Origin of the sequence: Enterococcus larvae (genome assembly GCF_017830045.1) — a bacterium.
GTDB classification, from domain to species: Bacteria; Bacillota; Bacilli; order Lactobacillales; family Enterococcaceae; genus Enterococcus_L; species Enterococcus_L larvae.
The window spans coordinates 24,992-51,003 of sequence record NZ_JAEDXU010000003.1 but is presented as its reverse complement, the minus strand read 5'-3'; the positions used below and the strand labels follow the sequence as shown (position 1 = coordinate 51,003).

At 39.7% G+C, this 26,012-nt stretch carries 21 protein-coding genes; 15 read left to right on the top strand and 6 right to left on the bottom strand.

Annotated elements, in window-relative coordinates:
• The first annotated feature begins 47 nt into the window (after nucleotides 1-47).
• Complete coding sequence (locus I6N96_RS06745; RefSeq protein WP_209556804.1) at nucleotides 48-671, top strand: hypothetical protein; 624 nt, start codon at nucleotides 48-50, stop codon at nucleotides 669-671.
• A 47-nt stretch (nucleotides 672-718) separates the two neighbouring features.
• On the opposite strand, the gene I6N96_RS06740 is transcribed toward I6N96_RS06745, so the two are convergent.
• From I6N96_RS06740 to I6N96_RS06725, 4 genes are all read right to left on the bottom strand, one after another.
• A complete protein-coding gene (locus I6N96_RS06740) occupies nucleotides 719-1,378 on the bottom strand; it encodes an L-fuculose-phosphate aldolase (RefSeq protein ID WP_209556803.1) in 660 nt (219 codons plus the stop codon).
• A gap of 125 nt (nucleotides 1,379-1,503) precedes the next feature.
• Complete coding sequence (locus I6N96_RS06735; RefSeq protein WP_209557140.1) at nucleotides 1,504-2,556, bottom strand: s-methyl-5-thioribose-1-phosphate isomerase; 1,053 nt, start codon at nucleotides 2,554-2,556, stop codon at nucleotides 1,504-1,506.
• Between the two features lie 9 nt (nucleotides 2,557-2,565).
• Nucleotides 2,566-3,789 (bottom strand): S-methyl-5-thioribose kinase, encoded by a 1,224-nt coding sequence (gene mtnK / locus I6N96_RS06730; RefSeq protein ID WP_209556802.1) that lies wholly within the window; start codon nucleotides 3,787-3,789, stop codon nucleotides 2,566-2,568.
• Nucleotides 3,790-3,987: 198 nt separating this feature from the next.
• The gene (locus I6N96_RS06725) at nucleotides 3,988-5,919 is read right to left on the bottom strand and encodes a heavy metal translocating P-type ATPase (RefSeq protein WP_209556801.1); all 1,932 of its coding nucleotides are present in this window, start codon (nucleotides 5,917-5,919) and stop codon (nucleotides 3,988-3,990) included.
• A gap of 384 nt (nucleotides 5,920-6,303) precedes the next feature.
• Between I6N96_RS06725 and I6N96_RS06720 the strand changes: the two genes are divergently transcribed.
• From I6N96_RS06720 to I6N96_RS06665, 12 genes are all read left to right on the top strand, one after another.
• On the top strand, nucleotides 6,304-7,494 hold the full coding sequence (locus I6N96_RS06720; RefSeq protein ID WP_209556800.1) for a M20 metallopeptidase family protein: 1,191 nt from the start codon (nucleotides 6,304-6,306) through the stop codon (nucleotides 7,492-7,494).
• A 213-nt stretch (nucleotides 7,495-7,707) separates the two neighbouring features.
• A complete protein-coding gene (locus I6N96_RS06715) occupies nucleotides 7,708-8,418 on the top strand; it encodes a DUF5058 family protein (protein ID WP_209556799.1) in 711 nt (236 codons plus the stop codon).
• Between the two features lie 14 nt (nucleotides 8,419-8,432).
• On the top strand, nucleotides 8,433-9,113 hold the full coding sequence (locus I6N96_RS06710) for a hypothetical protein (RefSeq protein WP_209556798.1): 681 nt from the start codon (nucleotides 8,433-8,435) through the stop codon (nucleotides 9,111-9,113).
• 343 nt (nucleotides 9,114-9,456) lie between these two features.
• Nucleotides 9,457-11,325, top strand: coding sequence for a DUF6077 domain-containing protein (locus tag I6N96_RS06705; RefSeq protein ID WP_209556797.1), 1,869 nt, complete (start codon nucleotides 9,457-9,459; stop codon nucleotides 11,323-11,325).
• A gap of 86 nt (nucleotides 11,326-11,411) precedes the next feature.
• Nucleotides 11,412-12,476, top strand: a complete 1,065-nt coding sequence (locus I6N96_RS06700; RefSeq protein WP_209556796.1) for a bifunctional glycosyltransferase family 2/GtrA family protein — start codon at nucleotides 11,412-11,414, stop codon at nucleotides 12,474-12,476.
• A 199-nt stretch (nucleotides 12,477-12,675) separates the two neighbouring features.
• Complete coding sequence (locus I6N96_RS06695; RefSeq protein ID WP_209556795.1) at nucleotides 12,676-13,344, top strand: response regulator transcription factor; 669 nt, start codon at nucleotides 12,676-12,678, stop codon at nucleotides 13,342-13,344.
• A complete protein-coding gene (locus I6N96_RS06690; RefSeq protein ID WP_209556794.1) occupies nucleotides 13,335-14,435 on the top strand; it encodes a sensor histidine kinase in 1,101 nt (366 codons plus the stop codon). Before I6N96_RS06695 ends, I6N96_RS06690 begins: the two co-directional genes overlap by 10 nt.
• A 164-nt stretch (nucleotides 14,436-14,599) precedes the next feature.
• Nucleotides 14,600-15,853 (top strand): ABC transporter permease family protein, encoded by a 1,254-nt coding sequence (locus I6N96_RS06685; RefSeq protein WP_209556793.1) that lies wholly within the window; start codon nucleotides 14,600-14,602, stop codon nucleotides 15,851-15,853.
• Nucleotides 15,853-16,506: an ATP-binding cassette domain-containing protein gene (locus I6N96_RS06680; RefSeq protein ID WP_209556792.1), complete on the top strand. Its 654-nt coding sequence runs from the start codon at nucleotides 15,853-15,855 to the stop codon at nucleotides 16,504-16,506. Before I6N96_RS06685 ends, I6N96_RS06680 begins: the two co-directional genes overlap by 1 nt.
• A 106-nt stretch (nucleotides 16,507-16,612) precedes the next feature.
• Complete coding sequence (locus I6N96_RS06675) at nucleotides 16,613-18,094, top strand: ABC transporter permease (RefSeq protein ID WP_209556791.1); 1,482 nt, start codon at nucleotides 16,613-16,615, stop codon at nucleotides 18,092-18,094.
• 13 nt (nucleotides 18,095-18,107) lie between these two features.
• Nucleotides 18,108-18,782 (top strand): ABC transporter ATP-binding protein, encoded by a 675-nt coding sequence (locus tag I6N96_RS06670; RefSeq protein ID WP_209556790.1) that lies wholly within the window; start codon nucleotides 18,108-18,110, stop codon nucleotides 18,780-18,782.
• On the top strand, nucleotides 18,775-20,196 hold the full coding sequence (locus I6N96_RS06665) for a PASTA domain-containing protein (RefSeq protein ID WP_209556789.1): 1,422 nt from the start codon (nucleotides 18,775-18,777) through the stop codon (nucleotides 20,194-20,196). Before I6N96_RS06670 ends, I6N96_RS06665 begins: the two co-directional genes overlap by 8 nt.
• A 167-nt stretch (nucleotides 20,197-20,363) precedes the next feature.
• On the opposite strand, the gene I6N96_RS06660 is transcribed toward I6N96_RS06665, so the two are convergent.
• Together I6N96_RS06660 and I6N96_RS06655 are read right to left on the bottom strand one after the other, a co-directional pair.
• Nucleotides 20,364-20,663 (bottom strand): hypothetical protein, encoded by a 300-nt coding sequence (locus I6N96_RS06660; RefSeq protein WP_209556788.1) that lies wholly within the window; start codon nucleotides 20,661-20,663, stop codon nucleotides 20,364-20,366.
• 195 nt (nucleotides 20,664-20,858) lie between these two features.
• Nucleotides 20,859-22,373, bottom strand: a complete 1,515-nt coding sequence (locus I6N96_RS06655) for a helix-turn-helix domain-containing protein (protein WP_209556787.1) — start codon at nucleotides 22,371-22,373, stop codon at nucleotides 20,859-20,861.
• Between the two features lie 353 nt (nucleotides 22,374-22,726).
• Here I6N96_RS06655 and I6N96_RS06650 point away from each other — a divergent pair, with 353 nt between their 5' ends.
• Both I6N96_RS06650 and I6N96_RS06645 read left to right on the top strand, forming a co-directional pair.
• Nucleotides 22,727-23,446, top strand: a complete 720-nt coding sequence (locus I6N96_RS06650) for a helix-turn-helix domain-containing protein (protein ID WP_209556786.1) — start codon at nucleotides 22,727-22,729, stop codon at nucleotides 23,444-23,446.
• Between the two features lie 511 nt (nucleotides 23,447-23,957).
• Nucleotides 23,958-25,979: a BglG family transcription antiterminator gene (locus tag I6N96_RS06645; RefSeq protein ID WP_209556785.1), complete on the top strand. Its 2,022-nt coding sequence runs from the start codon at nucleotides 23,958-23,960 to the stop codon at nucleotides 25,977-25,979.
• Nucleotides 25,980-26,012 lie beyond the last annotated feature (33 nt).

The following is a 26,012-nucleotide window of genomic DNA, read 5'->3' as shown; positions in this document are numbered from 1 at the left end:
CACTTTCCTTTTACACTTGGCAGTGAAGAGGAAAGCGAGGTGAGGAAATGAAAAAGATATTGGGTGTACTGCTGACAGTAGTGACTGTTGGAGTGATAGGAATCAGTCTGGGAAGTACCACTGCCGATAGTAGAGCTTCGGAGCGTAGGAATGAGACACATGTCCCATCAGCTGGTTATCGATCAGGTATTCAGGTGACAGAAGTGTGCAAAAAGGCAACTAGTCTAACCAATACACTGAAGAAAAACAGGGCTGAAAAGAGAACTTTTGAAAATCAGCAGAAGACAATAGAGACGACGCCAGTTGTTCAGGAACAACCCATACAGGAACAGCTAACGCAAGAAGCACCTGTAGTGGAAACGGTTGTTGAAGAAGCATCGGGAACACAGGTTAATCAAACTGTTGGTGCATGCGATGGTCGCTTTCATGCAACGGGTGTTTGTGACAACACTTGTGTGAACAACAGTGGTTCGACGAATACTGGACATCACATGGGTAGCGGTATGGGTATCTGTGATGGTACTGGGCATTATAATGGCGTTTGTGACGGCCGCTGTGTGAATAACAGCAGTCAAGGAACAGGTCAGACTACTGGTCAGGGAACAGGTAATCACGGCTATTCATCGACTCATGGTACTGGACACGGAAATGGACATCGCGGTAGGCAGTAATAATTAAAAAAGATGGCTGACACCAGTTGTGTGTCGCCATCTTTTTTTTAATTTTGTCCGTGTGTTCTCAGCTGTCCGTAGGTACCGAATTTTTCGACCACCTCATCGATTTGTTCCTCAGATAATAAGACTGGCGTGCCAATTGCACGAGCACGGTAGTAAAGTTTTGCGATAAATTCAATATCTTTGGCAACAGAAAAGGCATCCGCCAGGCTTTCGCCGATAGCAATCGTGCCATGATTGCCCAAAAGCAGCCCTTTATCATCACCGATCGTTCGGTAAATTTCCTCAGCGAGTGCGTAGGTACCGAAGGTTTCGTACTTGCAGCATCTGATTTTTTTACCAACAGAACCGATGATATAGTGAAGAGGAAGAATATCTTCCTGTAGGCAGGCAAAGACTGTTGCAAATTCAGAATGGGTATGAACAACGGCATTGATCGTATCTGTTTTTTGATAAAAAATGCGATGCATGTCATATTCACTTGAAGGTTTTCGAGTACCTTCTACTACATTTCCGTTCAAGTCCAGTGCAACAATATCCTCCGGAGTTGTCTCATTGTAGGGAATACCGCTTGGTGTGATCAGCATGATCTGATCCTCTCGGATGAAAATACTGAGATTGCCTCCTGTACCAGTTGTTAGGCTTTCCTCAAGCATCTTTTTCCCGTAATCAACGAGCTGTTTTCTTTCCTTCATATATTTCATGGGTAATTACTCCTCTTTCTTTAAGGATGTCTAGAATATCAGTAACGGAACTGCGGGAGTTCCGTCTGAGGCTATAGATGCACCCTTAATAATAACGTATCAGTGTTGCTGAATCGTTTGTGCAATCAATAAAAACGAGTTTCTTCTTTTGTAAAATAGGTGGCCAAATCATACGGAGAATAGATGCCCTTATCTGTGACCACGCCATTGATCCTGTTAGGCGGTGTGATATCAAAAGAGGGATAAATGGCTTTCACATTTGGCAGCGTGTTGGGGATACCCCGGTATTCCAAGACCTGCTTAGGATCACGTTCTTCGATGATGATATCCTGTTTGCCGAATTTATCACTATCAGGAATCCCTGTAACAAAATAGGGGATCTCGTAGTGCTGTGCCAAAAGAGCAATTTGGTTTGTGCCGATTTTGTTGGCGATATGTCCATCTCGAGCAATCGTATCAGCAGCAGAAGTGAATACATCAATACCTTTGTTCTCCATTGCATAGGCAACCATATTGTCTGTAATGACTGTCGTATCAAAGCCCAGATCTGCAGCGCAACTAGCCGTTAATCGAGCCCCTTGAAGATAAGGACGGGTTTCGGCACAATAAATCTTCAGGTCGTAATTCTTTTTTCTTGCTGCTCGGAGAAAGGTACCTACGATTGTTTCACCGAAGCATTGGGTAAGGACACTGCTATTTGGCGAAACCTGAGTCATCAGGTGTTCTGCCACTTGATCCATGACTGTGTATCTTCTGTTCAATGATTCCAATGTTGTAAAAAAAATGGCTTCAACTGGATCATTTCCGGCAGCCAGTGCTGCTTTGCCGACTTCGGCACAATTCATCGTGATCTGTGTCATTCTGTTGGCGGTTGTTGGTCGGGCATGCCCGATTGTCTGAGCCGCTTGAAGCAGATGCGCCAGCTGTTCAGCTTCTGATTTTCCTTTTGCCTCATAGGCCGCTAGAGCCATGCCCATTCCGGCTGCTGTGTAAGGTCCGGCACTTTGAGTGACCATATCTGTGATTGCTTGGGCAACCTCTGTGTGGGTAGTACATTCAACAAATGAAATTTCTGTCGGATAAATACGTCTATCGAGGATTCGAACTTTTCCATTCTCATACCAAGCAACATTTTCATAAGTCAGTAAAAAGGGCATATCGTTATCGGCTCGTTTCATCACTAATGATCATCCTCCATTCTGCTGCGCAAGGGGGGCACTCACGCGATATAGTTCCAGTAGTTCCTTACCCGTAGTGATTTCGCTGCGATTCAGGATTAATGCTTCTGCAAATTTCAATAAATGACGTTCCATCAGCACACGCTGCGTACCGTCTGGTGCTTCTGAGATTTCAGCTACTTTTGAATCGCCAATGATACGACGAATGATTTCTGTTCCTGCGTAGCCTAAAGAATCAGCCATGATTTCTTTGATGTAGTGAGCCTTGAAGGCTTCATTTTGGTAAAGCGACAGCGTAACTTTTTGATCATATGCCAGAGTCAATTTCGATTCTACCAGATCATAAATGGTCTCGATCGTATCAGTCAGCCATTGGGAAAATGCTTCGTTTGCTGAATAATTAGCTGCTCTTGCCAGTGGGAAAAATAAGTTGCCGATGACATTCCCGATGTCATAGCCCATTGGCCCATAGAAGGCAAATTCAGGATCAATGACCTTCATCGCCGATTGGCTGACGAAGATAGAGCCGGAATGCAGGTCCCCATGAAGAAGAGCTTGTGCATTGTTCATGAAGTTGCTTCTCAGCTGAGCAACCTCTCCAATCAGGGCTTGATTATTATATATATGTGTTTCAACAAATTCTTGATTGTCCTCAATAATCACATTGCGATTTTTATAATTGTTGTATGGTTCAGTGAAAACCAAATCTTCACTGATGTCACACATATCGATATTGGTAAATGCTTTGACCATTTGTTTCTTCTCTTTTTTATCCCAACATAAATCTGTCGTTGACAGCAAGGTAGTGACAAGGAAAGTACTGATGTCTTCAGCAAAAGTAGGAAATGTCTGTTCGACCATCAATTCGTGTCGCAGATTTTTACAGGCTGAAATATCTTCCATAACAATCAATGCCAGCTTTTCATCATAAGCATAGACCTCAGGCACATAAGTGGGGACCAACTGATGATACAGCTTCAGGATGTCTGCTTCGATTTTATTTCGTGAAATATCCAGTGGACGACCGGAAGAACGCAATAATGTATCGCTCTGTTTAACAATGATACTTTTTTCTGCGGCACTATCCGTTGCTTTAAATACATAATTGATATTCCCATCACCGATTTCTTCGATGATCAGGGGTGTGTTTTCTTCAAATAGCTGTAAGGTATCAATCAAATAGTTCTTTACCTCACTGTGAGAAAGCAGTGTATGAGCTGCGAATTTTTCCATTCAAAAGCCTCCAGATCCTAAGGTTTTTATCCTTTACCACCATACCATAAATTTCTACTGATTTTACAGATATTTAGCTTGAAATGATAATTCCATGAAAAGAAACGAGGACGAAGGTGTACCTGATGGTATAACCTATAACTGTATTAAGAAAAAAACAGAGGTTGCGACAATCATTCTGTCACAACCTCTGTTGCATTATTTATCCATCGGCAGCAGCATACGCAATCCGTTTAAGATAACGAGCAAAGTACTTCCTTCATGAGCAATCACGCCAATAGCGATATCCATTTTTCCAAATAGGTTCAAGATGACCAATAGAGCGACGATGAACATAGAGAAGGCGATATTCTGCCAAACGATTTTGTTCAATCGTTTAGATACTTTATGGGCATAGCTGAATTTCTTCAAGTCGTTTTTCATCAAGACAGCATCTGCAACGTCAATGGCAATATCTGTTCCATCACCCATGGCGAAGCCGATATCTGCTGCTACTAAAGCTGGTGCATCATTGACACCATCACCAAGCATCGCTGTCATACCGTATTTCTTTTGTTGCTCCTGGATGATTTGAGATTTGTTTTCAGGCAGAACATTTCCAGCAACTTCATCGATCCCTAAAAGCTCAGCAACTGCCTGACCTGTGGCAACTGCATCACCAGTGATCATTGTAGTGTGGATATTCTGCTGCTTCAAATAGCTGATCACTTGTTTTGCTTCAGGATTCGGCACATCCATCATGGCAATCAAGCCAACGACTGCTTCATCTTCACTGAAGTAAATCACTGTTTTGCCTTCAAGAGCATACTGCTCCTTTTTTCTATGAATAATTGGAGGTACTTGTTCAAACAGATCGGGTTTACCAATTTGATAAGAATGACCGGCTACTGTTGCTGAGAGCCCTTTTCCGATGTCATTGGTTACATCCAGCTCCAATGTGCTTTTTGCAGGGAATTTTTCCAGTATCGCTTTTGCTAAAGGATGATTTGCTGTTTTTTCCATAGAGGAAAGAATCGTCAACCATTCTTTTTCCGTTTCTTTGTTTTCTGTTTGGAAGTAGTAATCTGTTACTTTGGGTTTTCCTTCTGTCAGTGTACCGGTCTTATCAAAGGCAACGGCCTTGATATCAGCCAGATTAGAAAGGAAGGCACCGCCTTTAAATAGAACACCGCGTTTGGCAAGATTAGAAATTCCAGATAAGGTTGCCGGAACAGCACTGGCTGCCAACGCACAAGGTGAAGCTGAGATCAACAGAACCATGCCTCGATAAAAACTTATTTGCCAGCTCCAGCCAAGTAGGAATGGAGCAATCAGGATGAATAACGGTACAATGATCAATACCGCAGTCACATAGGTTGGTTCGATTTGTTTGATTTTTGTTGCTGTTTTAGACAGGTTGGATTGTGACTGCTCCACAAGCTGAATGATTTTAGCAAAGACAGTATCCTTACTGTCCTTTGTCACTTCCATAGTAAATGCACTGTTGCCATTGATTGTGCTGCCGAAAACGACATCACCGATCGTTTTTTCTTTTGGCATACTTTCGCCATTGATTGAAGATTCGTCGATCACAGCAGTTCCCTTTACAATCATTCCATCTGTAGGGATTTGATCGCCATTCAATACTTGCAAGGTGTCCCCAATTTGCAATGAAGATACGGGAACTAATTTTGTTGTCCCATCATCTTGTAATAAACGAGCTTCTGTAGGGTTCATCTTCAATAGGTTGGTGATTTCACGTTTACTTTTTCCCTCAGCGTAATCTTCAAGAAAGTGAGCGCCGGCAAAAATAAGAATCAGAAGCGCTCCTTCATCAAAATCACCAATGATCGATGCACCAATTGCTGCTAATGTCATTAAAATGTGTACGTTTGGTGTGAATTTTTTCTTTTCGATCGTGTCGCTAAAAGTTTCACCAAAGCCTTCAATGATTACATGATGACCTGCTGCCAGCATGGAACCAATATAGAAAATAGTTCGGATCAGGCTGTCTTCTGGTAAAAGGAATGCTGCAAAATACAACAGGACTCCTGTGAAAAACAGGATGACCGGCATTTTTCCATGACCATGTTCATGTGAACAGCCGGCATGATCATGACTGTGAGTTGTTTCTTCGTGTGTATGTTCCATCTTATTCGACCTTCTTTCCTTGCTGCTTATTTAGTCCTACTCTAATAAATAGGAATCGTTTTGATTTATATATGAATAGTTGTTCATGTTTACACGTTTATTATATATGAACGAACAGTCATGTGTCAAGCGATGATTATGAAAAATGGCATTGTTTTTTAGGCGAGACTATAGCGGAAAGGGAATTGGATATTCTATAAAGTAGAAGGGAATTGAAAAAAATCAAAATCATCTGTTATATTGAAGCCGTTTTTTTATTTAGGTGTCAAAAAAATGAAAAAGAAAAAAAGTTTTCTTTGCTTATTGAAAACTTTTTTATGTTAGAAATATTGACAACATATTATTTTTATAATAGTCTGGAAAAAATGAGAAGGAGATTAGAAAATGAGAAAGTTAAATGATGAAGCAAAGGCGTTACAGGGTGAATTAGTTGAAATGCGTAGAACACTGCATCGGTCACCGGAAATTGGGTTGAGTTTGCCTAAGACGACTGCATTAGTAAAAGAAAAGCTTGAAGGTCTTGGATTAGAGCCGAAGCTTGTAGGAGAGTCGGGCTTATCTGTAACGATTGGGAAGCAAGGCAAGTGCTTCTTGATACGTGGGGATATGGATGCCTTACCTATTAAAGAAGAAGCAGAAGTGGACTTTCAATCGGAGAATGAAAATATGCACGCCTGCGGGCACGATTTCCATACAACGATGCTTTATGGCGCAGCAAAATTATTAAAAGAGCATGAAGACGAACTGGAAGGAACGGTAAAATTAATGTTTCAGCCGGGGGAGGAAATTTTGCAAGGAGCAAAAGTCATGGTTGAAGAAGGGATTTTAGAAAATCCCAAGGTGGATGCGGCAGCAATGATCCATGTGTTCCCAGGACTGCCATTGAAAAGCGGCATGGTGTTAGTTCCGGAAGCCGGACCTTTTGCCTCTACGTCTGATTGGTTTGAAATAAAAATACAAGGAAAAGGCGGTCATGCGGCCATGCCTGAGCTGAGCATCAATCCCTTGACTGTGATGAGTCACATCCATCTTGCCCTGCATGCATTGGAAGCACGAGAAATATCGATGTATGACAGCGCAGTGATTTCAACAACGATCATGGAAGGCGGTGTGGTTGACAACGCAATTCCTGACACGGCTTACATGAGAGGAACGATTCGAACCTTTGATGATAAAGTGCGAAAGTTCATTTTTAAACGTATTCCTGAAATAGCTGAAGGGATCGCTCAAAGCTTTGGCGCAACGGTTGAAGCAACGATCATTGAAGGTTGTCCGACTGTAGAGGTTGACGGTTCTGTTTCTGCTGATATCAAAGAAGCACTGGAAAAAGTCTTTCCGGATGATATTGCGTCACCGGATATCGTTGGTATGAATAAGCTTGGCGGATCTGAGGATTTCTCCTATGTGACACAGGAAGTACCATCAACGATGCTGCTGCTGTCTTCAGGGCATAGCGAAGAAGGATATCCTTATTTTGTTCATCATCCGAAGGTAGTGTTTGATGAAGAAGTATTAGCAAAAGGGGCGGCAGTTTATGCGATTTCTGCGATGGAATGGCTAAAGAAAAATAAATAAATCATTCAGATAAATCGAAGGGTACATCAGCAATGGCTCGTGGGGAAAGTCGACGCAGTATTGTTGAGTAGTCTGCTAAAAAAAGACAAGAGACGCATCCGTCCATCAGCTGCTTGTTTTGAGGTAGTTGGATAATACAAACAAGGGGGTTGGCTTCAACTATCGGAATATAGAGCAGGGGGGAGCGGGTGCAATATTGAAGGGAGAACATAAATGGAGTTTTTAAAAGTGGCAAATGGGGTACCGATGTTCATTATTTGTACATTGATCATTGTGCTGGTGTTGTTTCAGCCGATCATTATGAGTGTGATGGCTCGTAAGCGTGCGGTGGAAATTGGTTTGACAGATGCGGAAATCAAGAAAGCGGTGAAAAGTACGGCAATCTTTTCATTCATACCATCTATTCCGGCGATCGTCGGGTATCTGGTACTGATTCCGGCATTGGGAAAATATATTCCGTGGATGCGTTTGAGTGTCGTTGGATCAGTTGCTTATGAAGGGATGGTTGCCGATCAGGCAGCAACAGCCTTCGGCTATGATTTGACTAAAGGGGATTTTCCAATCGATGTATTTTTGGCAATTTTCTTTATCATGAACATTGGTATTATTGGGGGGAATCTATTCAATCTATTCTTCCTTAAAAGCTATGATTCAGGTGTGAAAAAAATCATGAGTCGAAATGCGGCTTTGGTTCCGATCATTACAGGTGCTGTTTTCGTTACGTTATATGGGGTGTTCTCCGCACGATACATCACAAATATTGAGAATCCAGTGTCGTTGATCACCTTTTTAGGTGCAGCTGGTGTCGCATTGGGTGTGAATGCTGCGGCGAAGAAGCACCCAAAGTTGAAGGAACATGCGTTTTCAATCAGCTTGATCGCCGGTATGGTCATTGCCTGTATCGCAAGCCCGTTTTTTAGCTAAGGAGGATGGAAAAAATGGATAATTTTACAAATAGGATTCATAGAGTTGGACGAATCACCGTATTTTTCTGTCTGACTGCTTTTGTTTTGTCAGCTGTTGTTTTGTCTTGGATTTATGGAACTGCGCTGGATTTTCCGGTGATTTTTAAAAATGCTTGGCCAATCATTCTTACCTTTACGATTGCCGGTTTCAGTGAGAATCTATCGTATGCACCGATTATTGGACCAGGTGCTTTATATATTTCCTGTATCACTGGAAATTTATCAAATATAAAAGTACCTGCGGCAATCAATGGTCAGAAATTATTGGATCTTGAACCGGGAAGTGAGAAATCAGACGTACTTTCGATCATCATTGTTTCTGTTTGTACGATTGTAACGACTGTTCTGATGTTCTTCGGTATGCTGTTTTTAGCACCACTGATTGAACCCGTTTATAATAATCCAATCATAAAACCAGCATTTGATAATCTGCTTCCAGCGTTGTTTGGCGCATTGATTGCACCGCAAATCATGAGTAATATCAAAGTCAACCTGCCGATCTTCTTGGTACCTTCTGGTCTGCTTCTGTTGACCGATCCGGTATTTTTCCAGAATAACCAAGGATTGATCCTGCTGGGCTGTGCATTGATTGCTATTGCCTACAGCTATTTGATGATGCCGAAAAACGATGAGATACCAGAAATGGAAGAGTAAGTATGTTTGAGCAGTAACTACACTAAAGCAGCGAGTAAGGGAGCTAATCAAATTCCTTACCTGCTGCTTTTATCTTTGTATTGGATGCAGCTGAATATCTGATCAAGTATTCTGTATTTGCAATAGCTGCTACTTTTAATAAAAAAGTTTCCAGTTAAAATGCTGGTTTGCCGTACTATTAATAGTGCTTATTTATTTTGCTGCGTAGTTTGACCTCTCCATGTCTCTTAATGTAAAATAAGTAGAGTTGCTCTTAATGACAGTTACTAAAAAATAGACAATTTTTATGAATAGTATTGCATATGATTTTATAGCATCAGTGACTATAGACGGAGGTATTAGCTTGTCCGGTTTAAATGTTTTACTTATTGGGAAAATGCTGTTGTTTTATCTGGCGATGACGGGTTCTGTCTACATGACAGGTTCGGGTATCAGTAAGTTGATAGGCATCCCTACAGCAAAAATAGAGCGACTAAGCATTGGTTTCATTTTTCAACTAGCGATGATTCAATTGTTTGGCTGGGTTTTCATGGCATTCCGCTGGAGTGTCACTGCTTTTTCTGTTCAAGTCCTGCTTATTTTAGCGGCAGGCGTTTTACTCGGCTTTTATAAACAAGCCTATAAATCTGAAAAGCAGCCTTTTGATCGAACGTATCTGTTGGTTGGAGGAATGCTCTTTCTTCAAATTGTTTTGACATTTTTGATGTATCGTTCCGACGCGGATGATTCATTTTATGTAAGCAATGTTACGTTGTTTCAAAATAGTCAACTCCTCAATTCCTATGATGCCAGCTTTGGCATCACTAGCTTAGGTACTGTACCGATGTATGATTTTGAAACATGGGAAGCCTTGGCAGCTGTTCTGGGAAATTTCTTCCAGATAGAGGGCGTTACGTTGATGCATTTTGTCTTGGTTCCCTGGCTGCTTTTGATTTCTGCATCTGCTTATCTTCTTTTAGGGAGAACACTCTTTAACGGAGAGCGCACGAAAGGCAATTACTTTTACCTGCTCGTATCGGTTTTTCACCTTATGGGAGGGAATGCTGTATTTTCTCAGGGGAGCTTCTTGTTTTCTAGGATTTGGCAAGGGAAATCGATTTATTTACACGTTGTTTTACCAATCATGATGGCCATATTGCTGGGCTGTATCACAGATAAGAAGAATGATGAGGCGAAAGAAAGTCCTTTAGAGCGCTATCTTTTTGGCCCTTTGCTTGTTTGTATACTGGCTGGAGCAGCGTTGAATCCTACCAGTTTATATGTGCTGGGTTTTCAACTAGCCGCAATGCTGTTAGTCGTTGCCATTTATAAGAAAAAGATGAAGCTGTTCCTACATGCCCTGCCTGCTATTTTGACGGTTGCTTTATTCACTTTACTGATCTATTTTAGAGCCAGTCAGTTCAGTGGTCAGATTGAAGCGGCTTCAGGCACAGGCGATAATTTTGTTTTTACTGTATTCAAAAACTTTTTTGGCAGTGGTATGTTATACTTTATTTTGTATATTCTTGCTGTACTGATTATTCTTGTTTTAGGGAATGCCCGAGCAAAGATCAGTTTTGTCTTTACGCCGCTTGTCCTGCTAGTCGGCATTTGGAACCCAATCACAGGAAAAATCGTTGCTGAGACGCTAACAAAGGCTCCATCTTACTGGCGTGTTTTTTGGCTGATACCCGTCGGTTTTGCAATCAGTTATGTACTTATCCTGCTATCTTCTCGCTTTAAATATAGTGCTATTGGTATTTTATTGAGTTGTATAGTGATTGCTGTTCCGGGAACATGGATGTTTTCAGAGGAAAACAATTTTGTGAGAGCCGTTAATGTTGAACGCCTTCCAGAAGAGGTCATGACATTTGGCAGCAAAGTGCTGGAAGAAAATCAGCAGCCGGTTGTATTGGCTTCAGAAGAATTATCAACAACCCTACGACAGAAATACAGTCAAATAGAGCTTATTTATTCAAGGTATCAATATTTACTGGATTTATTTGCCTATAGAGGTAAAGTTGAAGAGGCCACGGAGCGTGCTGAATTGATGGACTTCACCAATGGTCGGATCGATGATGAAGAACGAATAATCGAACTGATCGGTAAGTACCCGATCGATTATATTATTCTGAAAAAGGAATACACAAATAGTAATCAGCTAGTGGAACGACTCGGCTGGATTGTACTCGATGAAAGTGATGAATATAGGATGTACAAATTTATAAAATAGATGGACGAACCATTTATAAAAAGATGTCTAGAAAATACCTGATGTTCAAAAGAATCTTTCTTTGAGCATCGAGAAAGGTGCACAGAATGATTTCAAAAGATTATGTTGGAATAATCATCCCGTCATTGGACCCGGATAATAAGTTTCTTCATTTACTGAAGGACTTAAAGGATTCAGGATTCAAGCATATTTTCGTTATCAATGATGGAAGTGACGATAGCTACAATGAATATTATCAAAAGGCGATATCAGAATACGGCTGTGTACTTTTAACACATCAAGTGAATTGGGGCAAAGGTCGAGCGTTGAAAACAGCTTTTAATCATATCTTGACAGAATATCCGGAAATCAAGAGTGTGGTTACGGTTGATTCTGATGGACAGCACCGAATCGAAGACATTGAAAAATGTTATCAGGCTTCGATTGAAAATGATGAAGCCTTGATTATGGGGTGCCGTGATTTTTCTAAGGAAACAAGCGATATTCCTTTTAGGAGCAGGTTTGGGAATGTCATGACCTGCAAGGTCCTCAAAATGTTTTGCGGAATCACATTGTCGGATACTCAGACTGGTCTTCGTGGGATTTCGAGAAGCCTGATGAGGAAATTTCTGACGGTGAATGGTGAGCGTTTCGAATATGAAATGAACATGATTCTTGAGACGAAGGAACTGGGGATAACAATCGTTGAGGTGCCGATCCAGACAATTTATATTGAAGATAATGAGACGTCGCATTTTAACCCATTGAAGGATTCCCTAAGAATTTATTCTCTATTTGCGAAGTTTATCTTCTCGTCTATTTGCTCATTTTTGATAGATATTATTTTGTTTGCAATTTTTGTCAGACTTCTGACAGGTGCCAGTGAGCATTATATTCTCTTCTCTGCTTATTTAGCGAGAGCGATTTCTTCCTTGTTCAATTACCAAATGAATAAAACGCAGGTGTTCAAAGCAGATGGAAACAATCGATCAACATTGATCAAATATGTCCTCCTATGCATTGTTCAGATATTGATTTCTTCTTTTGCAACAGAATGGCTATTTGATTTACTGAGCTTTAATGTTACTGGGATAAAAATCATCGTGGATGTACTGTTGTTCTTCATCAGCTTCCAAATACAGAGAAACTGGGTATTTCGGAACAAAGAATAGGCAGCGTATATAATTGAAGGATGATATAACTCAAGTGTTTGCTCCGGCAGCCTTGAGTTTTTTTGTTGATTTTTTCTGGGGAGCAGGGGCTTCAATTGTAAAAGTTTTGTGAACAAAAAGGTTATTTTGTGTAAAAGCCCGCAAAAGGCTTATTTTTTTTGGTTAAATAGAGGGGAGAGAATAACTGGAGGTATTTAAAATGAGGGTCTTGATTGTTGAAGATAATCGTGAGCTGGCATTGTCAGTCAGAAAAGGATTGATGAAGGAAAACATTTCTGTCGATATCGCTTTTACTGGTGAGGAAGGGGAAGAAAAAGCCTATATTACTGAGTATGATGCGATTTTATTGGATTTGAATCTGCCGGGAAAAGACGGTTTGTCGATTTTAACCTTTTTAAGAGAGTCAGGGATCGAGACACCAATCATTATCGTTACTGCTCGGCATGAAATCGAAGAGCGGGCAAAGGGCTTGGATTACGGAGCGGATGATTATCTGGTCAAGCCCTTTGATTTTGTTGAACTGATGGCACGAATCAGAGCGGTAGTCCGCCGATTTCATGGACGAACATCACCCAATATTTCAATAGGCCCGCTGCTTGTCAATACGGTAAAGCGAGAGGCTTCCATTGCTGGGAATGTTGTGTCACTGAAGCCGAAGGAATTTGATATCCTGCTGTACATTGCACAGAAATCTCCAGCTGTTGTTTCTACTGAGGAAATTGTAGAGCATATTTATGATGAATCCTTCGATCCATTTTCCTCTGTTCTTCGTGTGCATATGGCGCGTTTGAAAAAACAGTTGGCCTCTTCTGCAGGCAAAGAAGTACTGAAAACAATCCGAGCGAAGGGGTATCAGCTATGCGAATGAATATGAAAATAGGAATCGTTATCAGCGTATTTTCGTTGATGATCAGTGCAGTGATCGTTGGAGGCTTCCATATGTTCCAGCAGTCTTTGCGTACAGTAGATGCAGGTTCGGTGCTGGGTTCCAGTGTCTATGTCATGAGTAATCAGGAGGAAATCAATGCGCTTGAAACGGCACAAATTGAGGTCAATACGAACTCGATCGTCAGCACCTCTGAATTGAATGACTTTTATATTCATTCCTTTTCCCAGAATATACCTTTGATCATTGGTGTAATTTGTGGTATTTTGCTTATTTCAACCTTGGTTCTTTGGTTGATATTAAAGCGTATTCAAATGAAGCAGACAATCTCGATCATTGAAGAGTTGAAGCGCTTAGACAAGGAAGCGTCTCTTCAAAGTTTAGATAAGGGCGTTCAGAAAGCTCTTTCCGCACTGCGTCAGGATTATGCAGTTAGTCTGGAGGACTATAAACGCTTAAGTAGTTATATGACACATGAACAAAAAAATACAATTGCAGTATTGAAAAGTAATCTGGAACAAAAAACCGGAACTGCAGATGATCTTCGTTTGCTGGGGCGATTGACAGATAGTGTGGATGATATTTTGACGTTGGCCGGAAATAAGGAAGAAGACTTGGTTCCTGTGGATGTTTCGTTGATTTGTGCAGAGGTTTGTGACACCTATCGAAAAATTTATCCAAATCTGATCTTTTCGTTTTCTGAGGATAAGGATCTTGAGATTTTAGCGAAGGAACGCTGGATTTACCGAGCGGTTTCCAACTTATTAGACAATGCAGTGAAATATGGTCAAGATCGGGAGATTCATTTATCTGTAGCTGCACAAAGAAACAGTGTGATCATCATAGTAGAGGATCAAGGCTATGGATTAGATAAGGAAAAACAGGAGCAGATTTTTGAACATAGGTACCGTGTGAATGGATTGAAACAGGATGGTTACGGCATTGGTTTGTCAGTAGTCAAGCATGTGTGCAACTTATGTAAAGGCTCTGTCTATGTTGAAAGCCTGAAGAATCAGGGGTCAGCGTTCTATTTAAGTTTCCCGGCTGTTGAGAGTAGTGGTTTGGATTATTAGAGAGGATATAAGCAAAAGCTGGACTTATTTTTTGTGGGGCTGTTCCAGAAAAGGATGCCCCTATTTTGTTGTCGGGTCGGCATCAAGGTATATAAATTATTTCAGTTAACATTCAGTTAACAATCAATTTGCTAGAGTAAAGGCAGAAAGGAGCTCCCCAGATTATGCAACTCTTCAAGCATGCATATTTTAGCCTGAAACATAATAAAATCCAATGGTTGATCAAGTTTCTTTTTCTCTTCACTTATTTAAGTCTTGTATTCGGTCTTGTTGACAGTATCAGCAATTTTAAAAGAGAAATCGATCGCAGTAAAAACAAGTACGCAACACAGGTCCAAATATTTCCAAATTCAGAAGGTGCCGGAGAGCTGACCTATAAAGAATTAGAAAATTACGGTTTGTCAGATTATATTGATCGCATCGAGTATGATGGTTACCTCTACTTGCAACCTGTAAAGAATTCTGAGCAGCTGCTGGCTGGACAGAGAACAACTGCTTCTGCTTTGACGTCAATGATCGGCGTTTTACCAACGAAGGAACTGACGAGAATCATGAAGGAGATTTCCTTCGATATGCCTGAGCTTAAAGCAGGTGAATGTTTGATCAGTCAGTCTTATGCAGATACAGAGAATATCCGTGTAGGAGATGTTGTTTCTTATTATAACGACCAGTCTCAAGTAGATTTCACGGTAAAAGGGATTTATAAGCCGAAGGTCGAAGTGATTTATCTGGCACATATCTATCTGACTTCCGAGTCGCTGGAAGCTGTTGAACCAGAGCTTTATCAGCAAACACTATGGCATTCTGTTTATCACTTAGCAGACAGCGAAGCGTTCGATGATTTTTCTTCGGAAGTGAGAGAAAAAGGCTTGTCTGAACAGTATCAGATCGTTTCGAATGAATCACTTTATCATGAAGAAACTGTTTTTTTGAATGAAGCATTGAAGCGAGCCGGCTATTGCTTGAGCGGTACTTTATTGATAGGACTCATTCCTCTGTACTTAGTGGCTTCTTTGTTCAAAAGAAAACAGACTGCTGAAATTGGTTTCTTGTACAGTAATGGAATCAGTAAGAGAAAAATATCGCTGATGTACTGTAGTAATGATTTACTGTTATTGATTGCTGCAAGTTTCCTTGCTTTTGTATTGATGAAGGGCTGTATCTCTTCTCTTACCGAATTTCTACTGAATGGTACGATAGAATCAGTTACCTCGCAAACGGTCAGCTTTTTTTCAACAAACAACTTTAGTGTGACCACATCGATTGCGGAGCCAATAAAGACAGTGGCTTCCAGTACAACATTAGCACCTACAAAGTTCGGATTATTGTTTTTGTTGTGGCTTATTCTTTCGGCAGGGAAAATCAATGAAGTCCGCCGTTTTCAGTTTGGCACTCGATTGACGGAGGAGATGGAGTAATGGAAACAATACGATTTGAAGAAGCCAGCTACGTGAAAGAGACTTTGATTTTGGACCGAGCAACTGCGGCATTTGAAACAGGAAAATCTTATTTGATTCTCAATGACGACCGAAGGGAGTTAGGTTTATTAACTGCTGTTATGACCGGATTGGAAACTCTGACCTCAGGAAAGCTTTTATACAATAGTCAGGACATTTCCAAAAATGTACATACAACTCTGCTGACAGCGGAGATCGGTACTGTTTTTCAAAAGTATAACTATATACCGGAATTATCAGCAGTAGAAAATCTTTATTATTATCTTCAGGTCAGTAAAAAGCCGAGAAAAAAAGCAGATTGTTTAAAATATCTGGCAAGCTTTGGCATCAATGGACCTTCAGCAAAGCAGCCGCTTGGTCAGTTGGATTTATTCACTCAGAAAAAATATTCTTTAGCCAAAGCAGTGATTTTCTCACCAAGGCTTTTGATATTGGATCATCTACTATCATCAATGGACTTCCATAGTCAAGAACAGGTCATGGGCTATTTGAAAACCCTAACAGATGAAGGAACATGTGTGATCCTATTGGAATGTGAACAGTATTTAGGCAGGTATACGGATGAAGTTTGGGGCATGAATCGGGGGAAGCTTTCTTTTATCAAAGGTATATGAAAACAGCTGAATAATCGATAGTTAAAATGATTCTGATGATTGATGAGAGCGTCGATGACTATTAATTATTTAGTGGGATTCATCTAGCTAAAAAGGAGAAGCGACTATGAACTATTTACAGCGTGGTATTCGAAGCGTGACTCGCAGAAAAGGAAAATCCTTTATTTTATTTGCAGTTATCTTTATTTTAGGAAATGTTATTGCAGGAGCAATCGCGATTCAGCAATCGACAGAAAATGTTGAAAAAAAGGTGAAAAAAGAACTAGGTGCAACAGCAACGGTTGATTTGGACTATGAAAAACTGATGGAAGAAAACCCTTCAGGGGGGCAAGTACCTAATGGCCTCTCAGATGAAGAAATCGAAAAAATCGGCAGCTCGCCTTATGTAAAGGAATATGATTACAGCACTAGAGGAGCTATTCAGGTAAAAGATACCAAAGTCTATGAGATGGATACTGAAGATAGTGCATTTTCAGTATCTATGGGACAGTATCTGCAATTAAAGGGAACAAATTTGACCAGCCCACCTGATTTTTCGGAAAAGAAGGTCGAGCTGACAGACGGGCGAATGTTTACCCAAGAAGAGCTCGATGGTGATAAGCCGGTGGCAATCATTTCAGAAGAGTTGGCGGAACGAAACGGTGTGGGTGTTGGTGATCAGCTTGTATTGGATAGCAATCATCAATCCTACAGCAGTGATGGGACCTCGTCAGAATCATTTAAAGGCGACGATCATCCGGTAGAAATCATTGGTTTATTCAAGCCTAAGACTATTGAGCAAAAAAAGGATGACAATGCACAAAATGAGATGAATAATCAAGTGTTTCAGACAGAACAATTCAATACATTGTACATGCCGAATAATGCAATCAAGGCAATCAATAAGATTGAATATGAAACTGGTAAGCGTCTGACACCGGATATGTATACAGAAGATTTTACTGAAGAAAGCATGAATCAGGCAACACCTACTTACATCTTGAAAAGCCCGGATGATGTGGATGCCTTCAAAGAAGAGACAGAGCCTCTTATTCCAGAATTTTTCAAATTGACAGCATCGACTGATCAATATGAACAGGTCGGCGGCAGTATGAAGAAGCTGTCAAAAATTGCCGGATATGTGGTGTTGATTGCGGTAGCAGCAGCCTTAGTGATCATTTCTCTGATTGTTGTTCTGTTCTTAAGAGATAGAAAGCATGAGTTTGGTATTTATCTGTCTTTAGGGGAAAAACGCAATCGCGTACTGGCACAGGTCGTTATTGAACTCTTAATGATCAGCCTTTTAGCGATGGGGATTTCATTGATCAGCGGGAACTTGTTAGGAGATATCGTTTCAAATTCTCTTCTTTCAGGAGATGCGCTGGCTGAAACAGCGAATAATGGAATGAACAATGGGATGAGCTTTGTTTCAGGCAGCATCAATTTGTCGACCCTCAGTGCCGAAGACATAAACAATGCTTATGCAGTGAACTTCTCCTTGAGCTACATCATCACATTTTTAGCAGCAGGGATGGCAACGATACTGGCTTCAGCAATTCTTCCGCTTCTCTATATCCTGCGGTTGAATCCGAAGAAAATCATGATGTAGGAGGAAGAATACGATGGCAATTTTAGAAACGAATGCATTGACTTATTATTATCAGGACGGTGACCGCCGTCGAAAAATATTAGAAGAAACGACGATTTCCTTTGAACAGGGACAGTTCTACACGATTCTTGGCCAGTCGGGATCTGGAAAGACAACTTTTCTTTCGCTGATCAGCGCATTAGATGAACCGAAAGCCGGAGAAATTCTCTACAAAGGAAAGAATATCAAAGATATCGGGTATGAAGAATATCGACGAGATGATATCAGTATCATTTTCCAAAGCTATAATCTGGTTCCATATCTGACTGCCGTTGAAAATGTGATGGTGGCGATGTCGGTAACTGATAATCAGCTGCCGGATTCTCCTAAAGATGTCGCCTACAATCTTTTGGATTATATTGGGATCACTCGCTCAAAAGCTGATCGGATGGTCAATCAGCTTTCAGGTGGAGAACAGCAGCGTGTGGCGATCGCACGTGCCTTGTCTACAAATGTAGATATCATTCTGGCGGATGAGCCAACAGGAAACTTGGACGAGGGGATGGAAAAGGAGATCATTGACATTTTTAAGGATCTCGCAAAGGTCCACAATAAGTGTGTGATCGTTGTGACCCACTCCAATGAAATCGCTAAGCATTCTGATCATACCTATTACCTGAAGCAAGGTGAGTTGATGCTGAATGAGTGATTTTCTGTCAAAGTTCAATAAAGGCAATTATGATCAGAAAGAGGAAGTGAAAAAACAGCTGCGCCAAGATGAGAAGACTGAGCAGCTGCCTGTGAGTCAAAGAAAAGAACAGACAGAACGTCGTCCTTCCTCTGGTCCTTATATTACTCCAGAACCGGAAGTCAGCATGAGCCGTCGTCGTAAGGAAGAGGAAACAGAATTCGACCCTACCTATAAAGGGAAACAGAAAAGAAAAAAACTGATGATTCTTGGCGGGATCGTAGTTAGCTGTATTGTCGGATTCTTCTTATACTATCAGATGACTCATGTAAGCGTTCCTGATTTTACAAATAAAGACGTTGCGGATGCCCGAAGCTGGGCAAATGAGAATAATTTGAAGGTTGAGCTTGAACAGAAGTATGATGCGAAGCTGGCAGCGAATAAAGTCATTGCACAAAAGCAAAAAGCAAAATCAACAATAAAAAAGGGCTCAACGCTGAATCTAACTGCTAGCCTAGGTGCCGATCCGGAAGAACAGCTGCAGCTGCCTGATTTTATGACGATGCCTAAAACAGAAGCTGAGAAGTGGATAAAAGAGCAGCAGGCAGAGAATATTTCGATCATTGAAGAATTTCATGAGACAGAAGAAGCTGGAAAAGCGCTGAAAATGGAATTTACAAATGCTGAGGTCAATAAAGAAAATTATCGCCGAAAAGATAAGCTCAAGCTGTACTACTCTAAAGGAAAAGAAACCTATAGTAAGAACATCACGGTTCCTGATTTCTCGAAGAAGACAAGAACCGAGGTTGAAACATGGGCAAAGAATAATGAAATCGATGTTGTTTTTGAGGAAGTTACTTCTGCGGATGTAGAGGCCGGAATCGTTATGTCTCAAGGAGTTGCCAAAGATGAAAAGTTGGCAAAAAAAGAGCAGATGACCGTTACCGTTTCTCTTGGTAAAGGGATTCTTGTGCCGGATTTCTCTGAATACAGCATGGAGGATGCGGCAACAGCTGTCGAAGGCTTGAACATTCAAGTCAAAACAATCTTTACTGAAAATATAGGCTACGGACAATTAGTGTCCCAAAGTGTTACTGCAGGGACTGAGCTGACTAGTAAGGATGACCTGACACTCAAGGTGGTTTATTCTGCCGGACAGCCTTATATCAAGGATTTGAGAGGAACGACAGTTGAAGGAGACTTGCAGAAGCTCTTTTATGATGAGTTTCAGTCCAAGGGAGCCAACATCAATTATCAAATCCGCTATGTCGATTCAGCAGAAGCAAAAGGAACTGTAGTGGCGATGAACATTCACGGTCAGTACCTGCCATTAAATTATACTGTGTACCTGGATATCAGTTTAGGGAATCTCAGCGGCGAGCAAAAATATGGAGAGCCGCAAAGTCAGGGAGAAGATGGTTCTGAAAGTGAATAAGCAGAGCTCGTTTCGATGAGGTGAAGAAATGATGTGAAAAGCAGAAACTTAGCAAAAGGAGTCAAAGCAGCATCATAGATAAGACATACTAGACTAGACAAATGAAAGACAATCGAAAAACCGTTCTTCTTATGAAAGAGGAACGGTTTTTTGATCGTTTTGTTTCATTAGGCTTTGACTGGTGATTTTGGTTCACGACCAAGAATCGCTTGTAAGACAGTCAATACGCCGAAAGATGCTAAGATCGCATAGATAAGGCTTGAGTATGTTGTGATATCGAAATCCCAAGTTTTATAAATAACTAATACAATAGCTAACACAATACCAGCAATGACATTGAATAGAGCGAACGCCCAAAGGTTTCCATTTTCCTTGCGTGATAAGTAGAAGACTGAAAAACCAATACTTAGAACTCCCCATGCAACACATACTAAAATAGCTGCCCAGTAAATAATAAATGCTACCACATTTTTTCACCTCACTTTGTTCAGTAGTATTTTATCATGTTCTCTATTTTTTGTCATGAAAAGGTGATGAAAAACTGAGTAAGATAGATGCATTGGTCAAGCAGCAAGCAGTACGGTTTGAGTAAAGGAAGAAACAGGGTGAATGCTTGAAAAAATCCTATAGATAAGATTTTTTATGACATCCATACTCTCGTGCTAGATTTTCTGTGTTTTTCGTTTATCTTTCTTTATTTCTTCGATAGCCTCTGTAGCAACTATAATATCAGGTAATTGGATTCTTGGATGGATAAATATAGTTTTGGTGCTCAAATTATCATTTTTTTGAGGGAGAAGGCTTGATGAAATAATTAAATCAATACTATCCTCTTTTGAAGCTTCTGCTGGAGAAAGAATGGAAATATTGTAAAAAGGTAAAAGAATAGAAGTCAATTGATGAGTAAAAACTTTTTCCATCACAAAAGGTAAGTCTGTTTCCAACTTGATTAGAATGATGGGATCAAAATCTGTCAATTTACCAATCAATGCATAAGCTTCAGAAAAACGAACAGTCAAAAACGAATCATTGTCTAATAAGGAAGAAGAAGAGTGGTTGCGCATTTCTTTTATACCAGACTCTATCTTTTCTTTCAAAGATACATAGTGGTCATCGAGGTAATCAAGATAAGCATACCCGGAAATTGTAGTGGAAAAATTTGGAAAAAGTAAAACAGTCATAAATGTAGTCAAAATCAAGCTTCTATAATTTTTTTGATTCGAAGGAGGAACTGAATCAAAATTAGGTTGAAATACAGAAAAATAAAGCTGGAACAGTTGGTATACCTCTGTATTTTTTGTTTGATGAAAGGCTAGGCATCGTTCAAAAGAATCTTCAATTGTATAAAATCTAACTGTTGTTTGGAGGAGGAGAACAATATAATTTATTTCAGCACTAGGAAAAGATAGCGAAGTTTCCAAAGATTTTATTATGGAATAGTGACCGGAAAGGATGAATGTATTCAGTTCTTTTGTGAATGGCGGTAAATCACTTTGATGGATCGATTTTCCTTGAGTAAATCTGCAAACATTAAGCGCTAAAATGTAACTCCAATGCATGACGGCAGCATGTTTCAAAGGAAAATAATGAAAAAACTCTTTATCAATAAATGAACGAATACTTTCTTCAGAAATAGCTGGAAAAGGCCAAATCACTCCTTTATATAGTTCCCAGAAAAAAATATATCCATAGTATCTTATCTGAAGTTCATCCCCAGATAAGAAGATCTGGCGATTAGAGCTTTTGAGAGAAAAAGAATATTTTTTTAATGAAGTATTGAGCTGCCTCATTTTTTTACGAATATTACTTTCACTTACATAGTGCTGAGAAGAAAATTGATCTAATGATATTTGAGGATGAAGTAATACATCCCTGAGTAAAGAGACGCCGATAGAACGATTAACAAGCTGAAAAACAAATGCTTCATAAGCGACTCTATCACCTGAAAAATATAATCCCCGAGGCTTTGAGTACTCTATAGAAAGAGGAAGCCCATCTGCAGCTAAATCGCTGGCATCATCTCTAAGAAGTTTTACATACTTAAATACAGTGTTTCGGTCAAACGAACTGTCGAAAATGAGGTCATCCATTAAGTACCATGCGTGTTTTGTATAAAGTAAATACAAAAGGGTCAATTTCGTGTTGGTCTCTTGATCCAATAAGGTGTTGTTTAACATCAGTCATCACTCCCTTGGTTATCACTTCTAGAATACTGTAATTAAGGGGAAAACACTAATTTTTTCTATTAATTTTTATTAAAATATACGATATAAATGTAATTAATGATAAAATGTACGAAAAAATATTTACTGTAGATATTTACGAATATCCTTGATTTTTAAACGATCCTATCATGAGTAGCATATAATTGTTGATAAAATATTAGTGTATTCACTGGTTTTTTATAAATAAAAACTATTTTTATGTTTTAAAAATTGTAAATATTTAGTATTTAATCCCCTATTTTTTGAGCGCATATTGATAAAAAGTCGTGATAAACTTGAAAAAAATGATTAAAAGGGATGATGAAATGAAAAAAATTGCGTATATTTCAATGACAGATGAGGAAGCTTCATTTCAAATAAAAAATGATAAGCAAGATGCTGTTCATTTTGAAAAAGTTGTAACTGATAATGATCAAGTGGATCTAAATGATTATGCAGGTGTAGTGCTTCAAGACAGTGGAACGGAAGATATCTACTATATATGTGAGATGATCATGAAACTAAAAAAAAGAAAAAGCTCGTTTGTCTGGATAATGACAGATGATCCGCTAAAGAGCAGCAGCTTGGTGTATCTCAAGCTAGGTGCTGATGGAATTCTTGATTCTAATTGTGAAAGTGAACACATTAAATGGCAAATTAACAATTCCATAGTCAGATACCAAGACTATGCCAGCGCTGCTTCTAGTAAGACAGAAGATGAAAAAAGTACGAGACAAAGCAGTATCCAACTTTTTCCTCAGAACCTCAGCATAGTTTTAGGTGGGGAGACTGAAATTGAACTGACTAAATCAGAATATAAACTCATCGAGCTATTGAACACTAAGCCAAATCAAGCTTATTCATATGAAGAAATTTCTATGCATGTCTGGGGAGAAGTTGTAGAAGCACCTAAAAGCAGGCTGGGCAACCTGATATGTCGCTTAAGAAGTAAGCTTGCTAGAAAGAGCACATCCTCGAAAGTACAGCTGGGTCTAAAAACTGTTCGTAATAAGGGGTATATGTTATGTTTGGAAATAAAAGACTGAGCTTCTAGGAAATGAGCAATCCATTTCAAATGAAAAAGAATAGGAGAATGAATGGCGTTTATTGGATGCTTTGTAAGTTTGAAGAGGAAAAAAGCGTGCAATGTGATTATTTTTGAGGCAGTACATTGGTTTCTCTATCTAACATTCTATCATCCCAATGGATTGAGCCAGTCGTCTTATACAGTAGTTTTAAGCGAAGCGTCAGTTTAATAAAGAGAAAAGAACGAGGTCTTTCAATTTATTGGAAGGCTTTGTTTTTTGTTACATTAAATAACGTGCTAGTGCTCAAAAAAATAAGTATTTACAAACAAATGCTCATTGCTTACATTAATAAAATAATAGGATACCGTTTTTTTCCCGTAAGTTATTTAGAAGATCGATTTTTTTTTATTTTTCTTTAGAAAAACAAGCTCATCCCAATCAGAAAAAGAGAGCGGTTTCAAATTGGGATGAAACCGAAAAAGAAGTGCATTATTTTACGTTAAGATAAATATAGAAAGAGGTGACATCGATGGATTGTTTGGAAATGGCTTTGATTCAAGACTTTTTTCAAAAAGACAACATAGTGATAGATAAGATTATAGCGTCAAAGCTTTTATCACAGGTAGACTTGGCAACCCACTTAAAGGAAATCAACCATACTCTTAATTCCAAACTGGCTGTTGAAGATGAGCAGATTTATCTGTCAGAAAAGGATCGGGAGAAATGCTATCGTTACTTGAAAAAAAAGAAAGTAACAATATTTACTTACTATGAAGGTGAATATCGGCGAGCGTTACTTCTTTTGCATCTATTACTCAGTAAAGAAGATATGAATCTTGCGGAGCTGACGGATCAGCTGCTGGTCAGTAAAAACACAGCACTGGCAGAAATCAAGCGTTTGAAACAGGAATTGGAAGTGAAAGGAATCTTTTTAAAGTATTCCAGGAAAACAGGCTATACACTTTTGGGGTCAGAGTTTGTTATTAGAAATGAGCTGGTCAATACTTTGAAGAATATGCTGAAGCAGCCTTCTGGAAGGTATTTTCTACTAGAAACAGGATTTGTCGAAGAGCATGAGCTGCTCTTGTTGAAGAATCGGCTGACGAATCTTCAAAAAAAGGCGCAGCTGACTTTTACGGAAGAAAGCCTGGAGGAGCTTCCAATCATATTGGCATTTTTGATTCAACGCTCACAGCATCATCGCAGCGCTTGGCATTTCAAAGTTGAAAAATACGATATCAAGAACACCAAAGAATTTCCCATGTATGCAGAGCTGTTTCGCCATGTGACAGATTTAAATGAAAACGATTTATTGTATCTGGTTTTACAAGTATTATCTGCGACAATCGTTAAAACAAAGCTGGATTTGTCTGACAGCGAAGATATTGTGAAAGCAACAGACCGCTTCATTACATTTCTTGAAGAGGAATGTGTCATGCAATTTTCCAATCGGGAAAGTCTGAAAGAAAAGCTGATTCTGCATTTAAGACCGGCTATCTATCGCTGCTTGCTTTGTGTGAATATCAAAAATCCTCTAACGGATGTATTTATAGAAGAGTATCGTCCGCTTTACGAAAAAATCAAAGTTGGTGTTGGGATTTTTGAGGAACTGATTGGTCGGAGCTTTCCGAAAGAGGAAGATGTTTTTATTGCGATGATTGTTATCAGCTCCATGATCCATACGAAAAAAGCAGCAGAAGAGCAGGTATTTAAAGCGATGGTCTTATGTCGAAGTGGGATGTCTATTTCAAAGCTTTTATTGGAAAATCTTCGCTCCATGTTCCCGAAGATTGAATTTGTCGGTGCATATGCCATCCATGAGGTGTCTCAAACCGGATTTGAACCAGATTTCATTTTCACCACAATTCCTATTCATACAGATATCACTACATTCCTGGTTCCTCCTGTGTTGGATAAGGAAGCCAGAGAGAAAATCAAAAATCAGGTAGAAGTGGCGATCAATGAAGATGTAACAAAGAAAACAAAGGAATTATTTAGTTATTTAAGTGATTTATTTCCAGAATTTTGTAAAGAGGACGCCTTCATGCGTATTGAAAGTTTCTACATGAAAGACGAACAACCGAAGGTAGCTGTAAAAGAAGATCATTTTCTATTAACAGAAGATCATCTAACCGTTATTCAATCTGCTGATTTGGACGACGCGTTGACACAGGCGTTTCAACCTTTGATTGATCGAGAAAGTATTACTGAAAGCTATGTAGAGATGTGCAGCCTGATCTTTCGTCAGGATTATCCCTATATGATGATTGCTTATGAATGCTATCTTCCACATGCTAAACCGGAATACGGTGTATTAAAGCCGGATTATCAGATTCTGCTGATCAAGGATAAGGTACAGCTTCCGAACAAGGATTCAATGCAACTAATGGTAGCATTGGCGCCATCAGTGGAAAATCAGCATGTGGAATGGCTGCTTAAGCTGAATCAGATTCTTTTAGAGACTGACCTTCAGAGAATGCTGAACACTGTTGAATCGAAGAAAGAGCTGTTTTCGCTGATTGAACAGGAGCTTAATGAGCTGATTGGCTGAGGGGATGCTCAAAGCGGAGAAAAAACTTTTAAA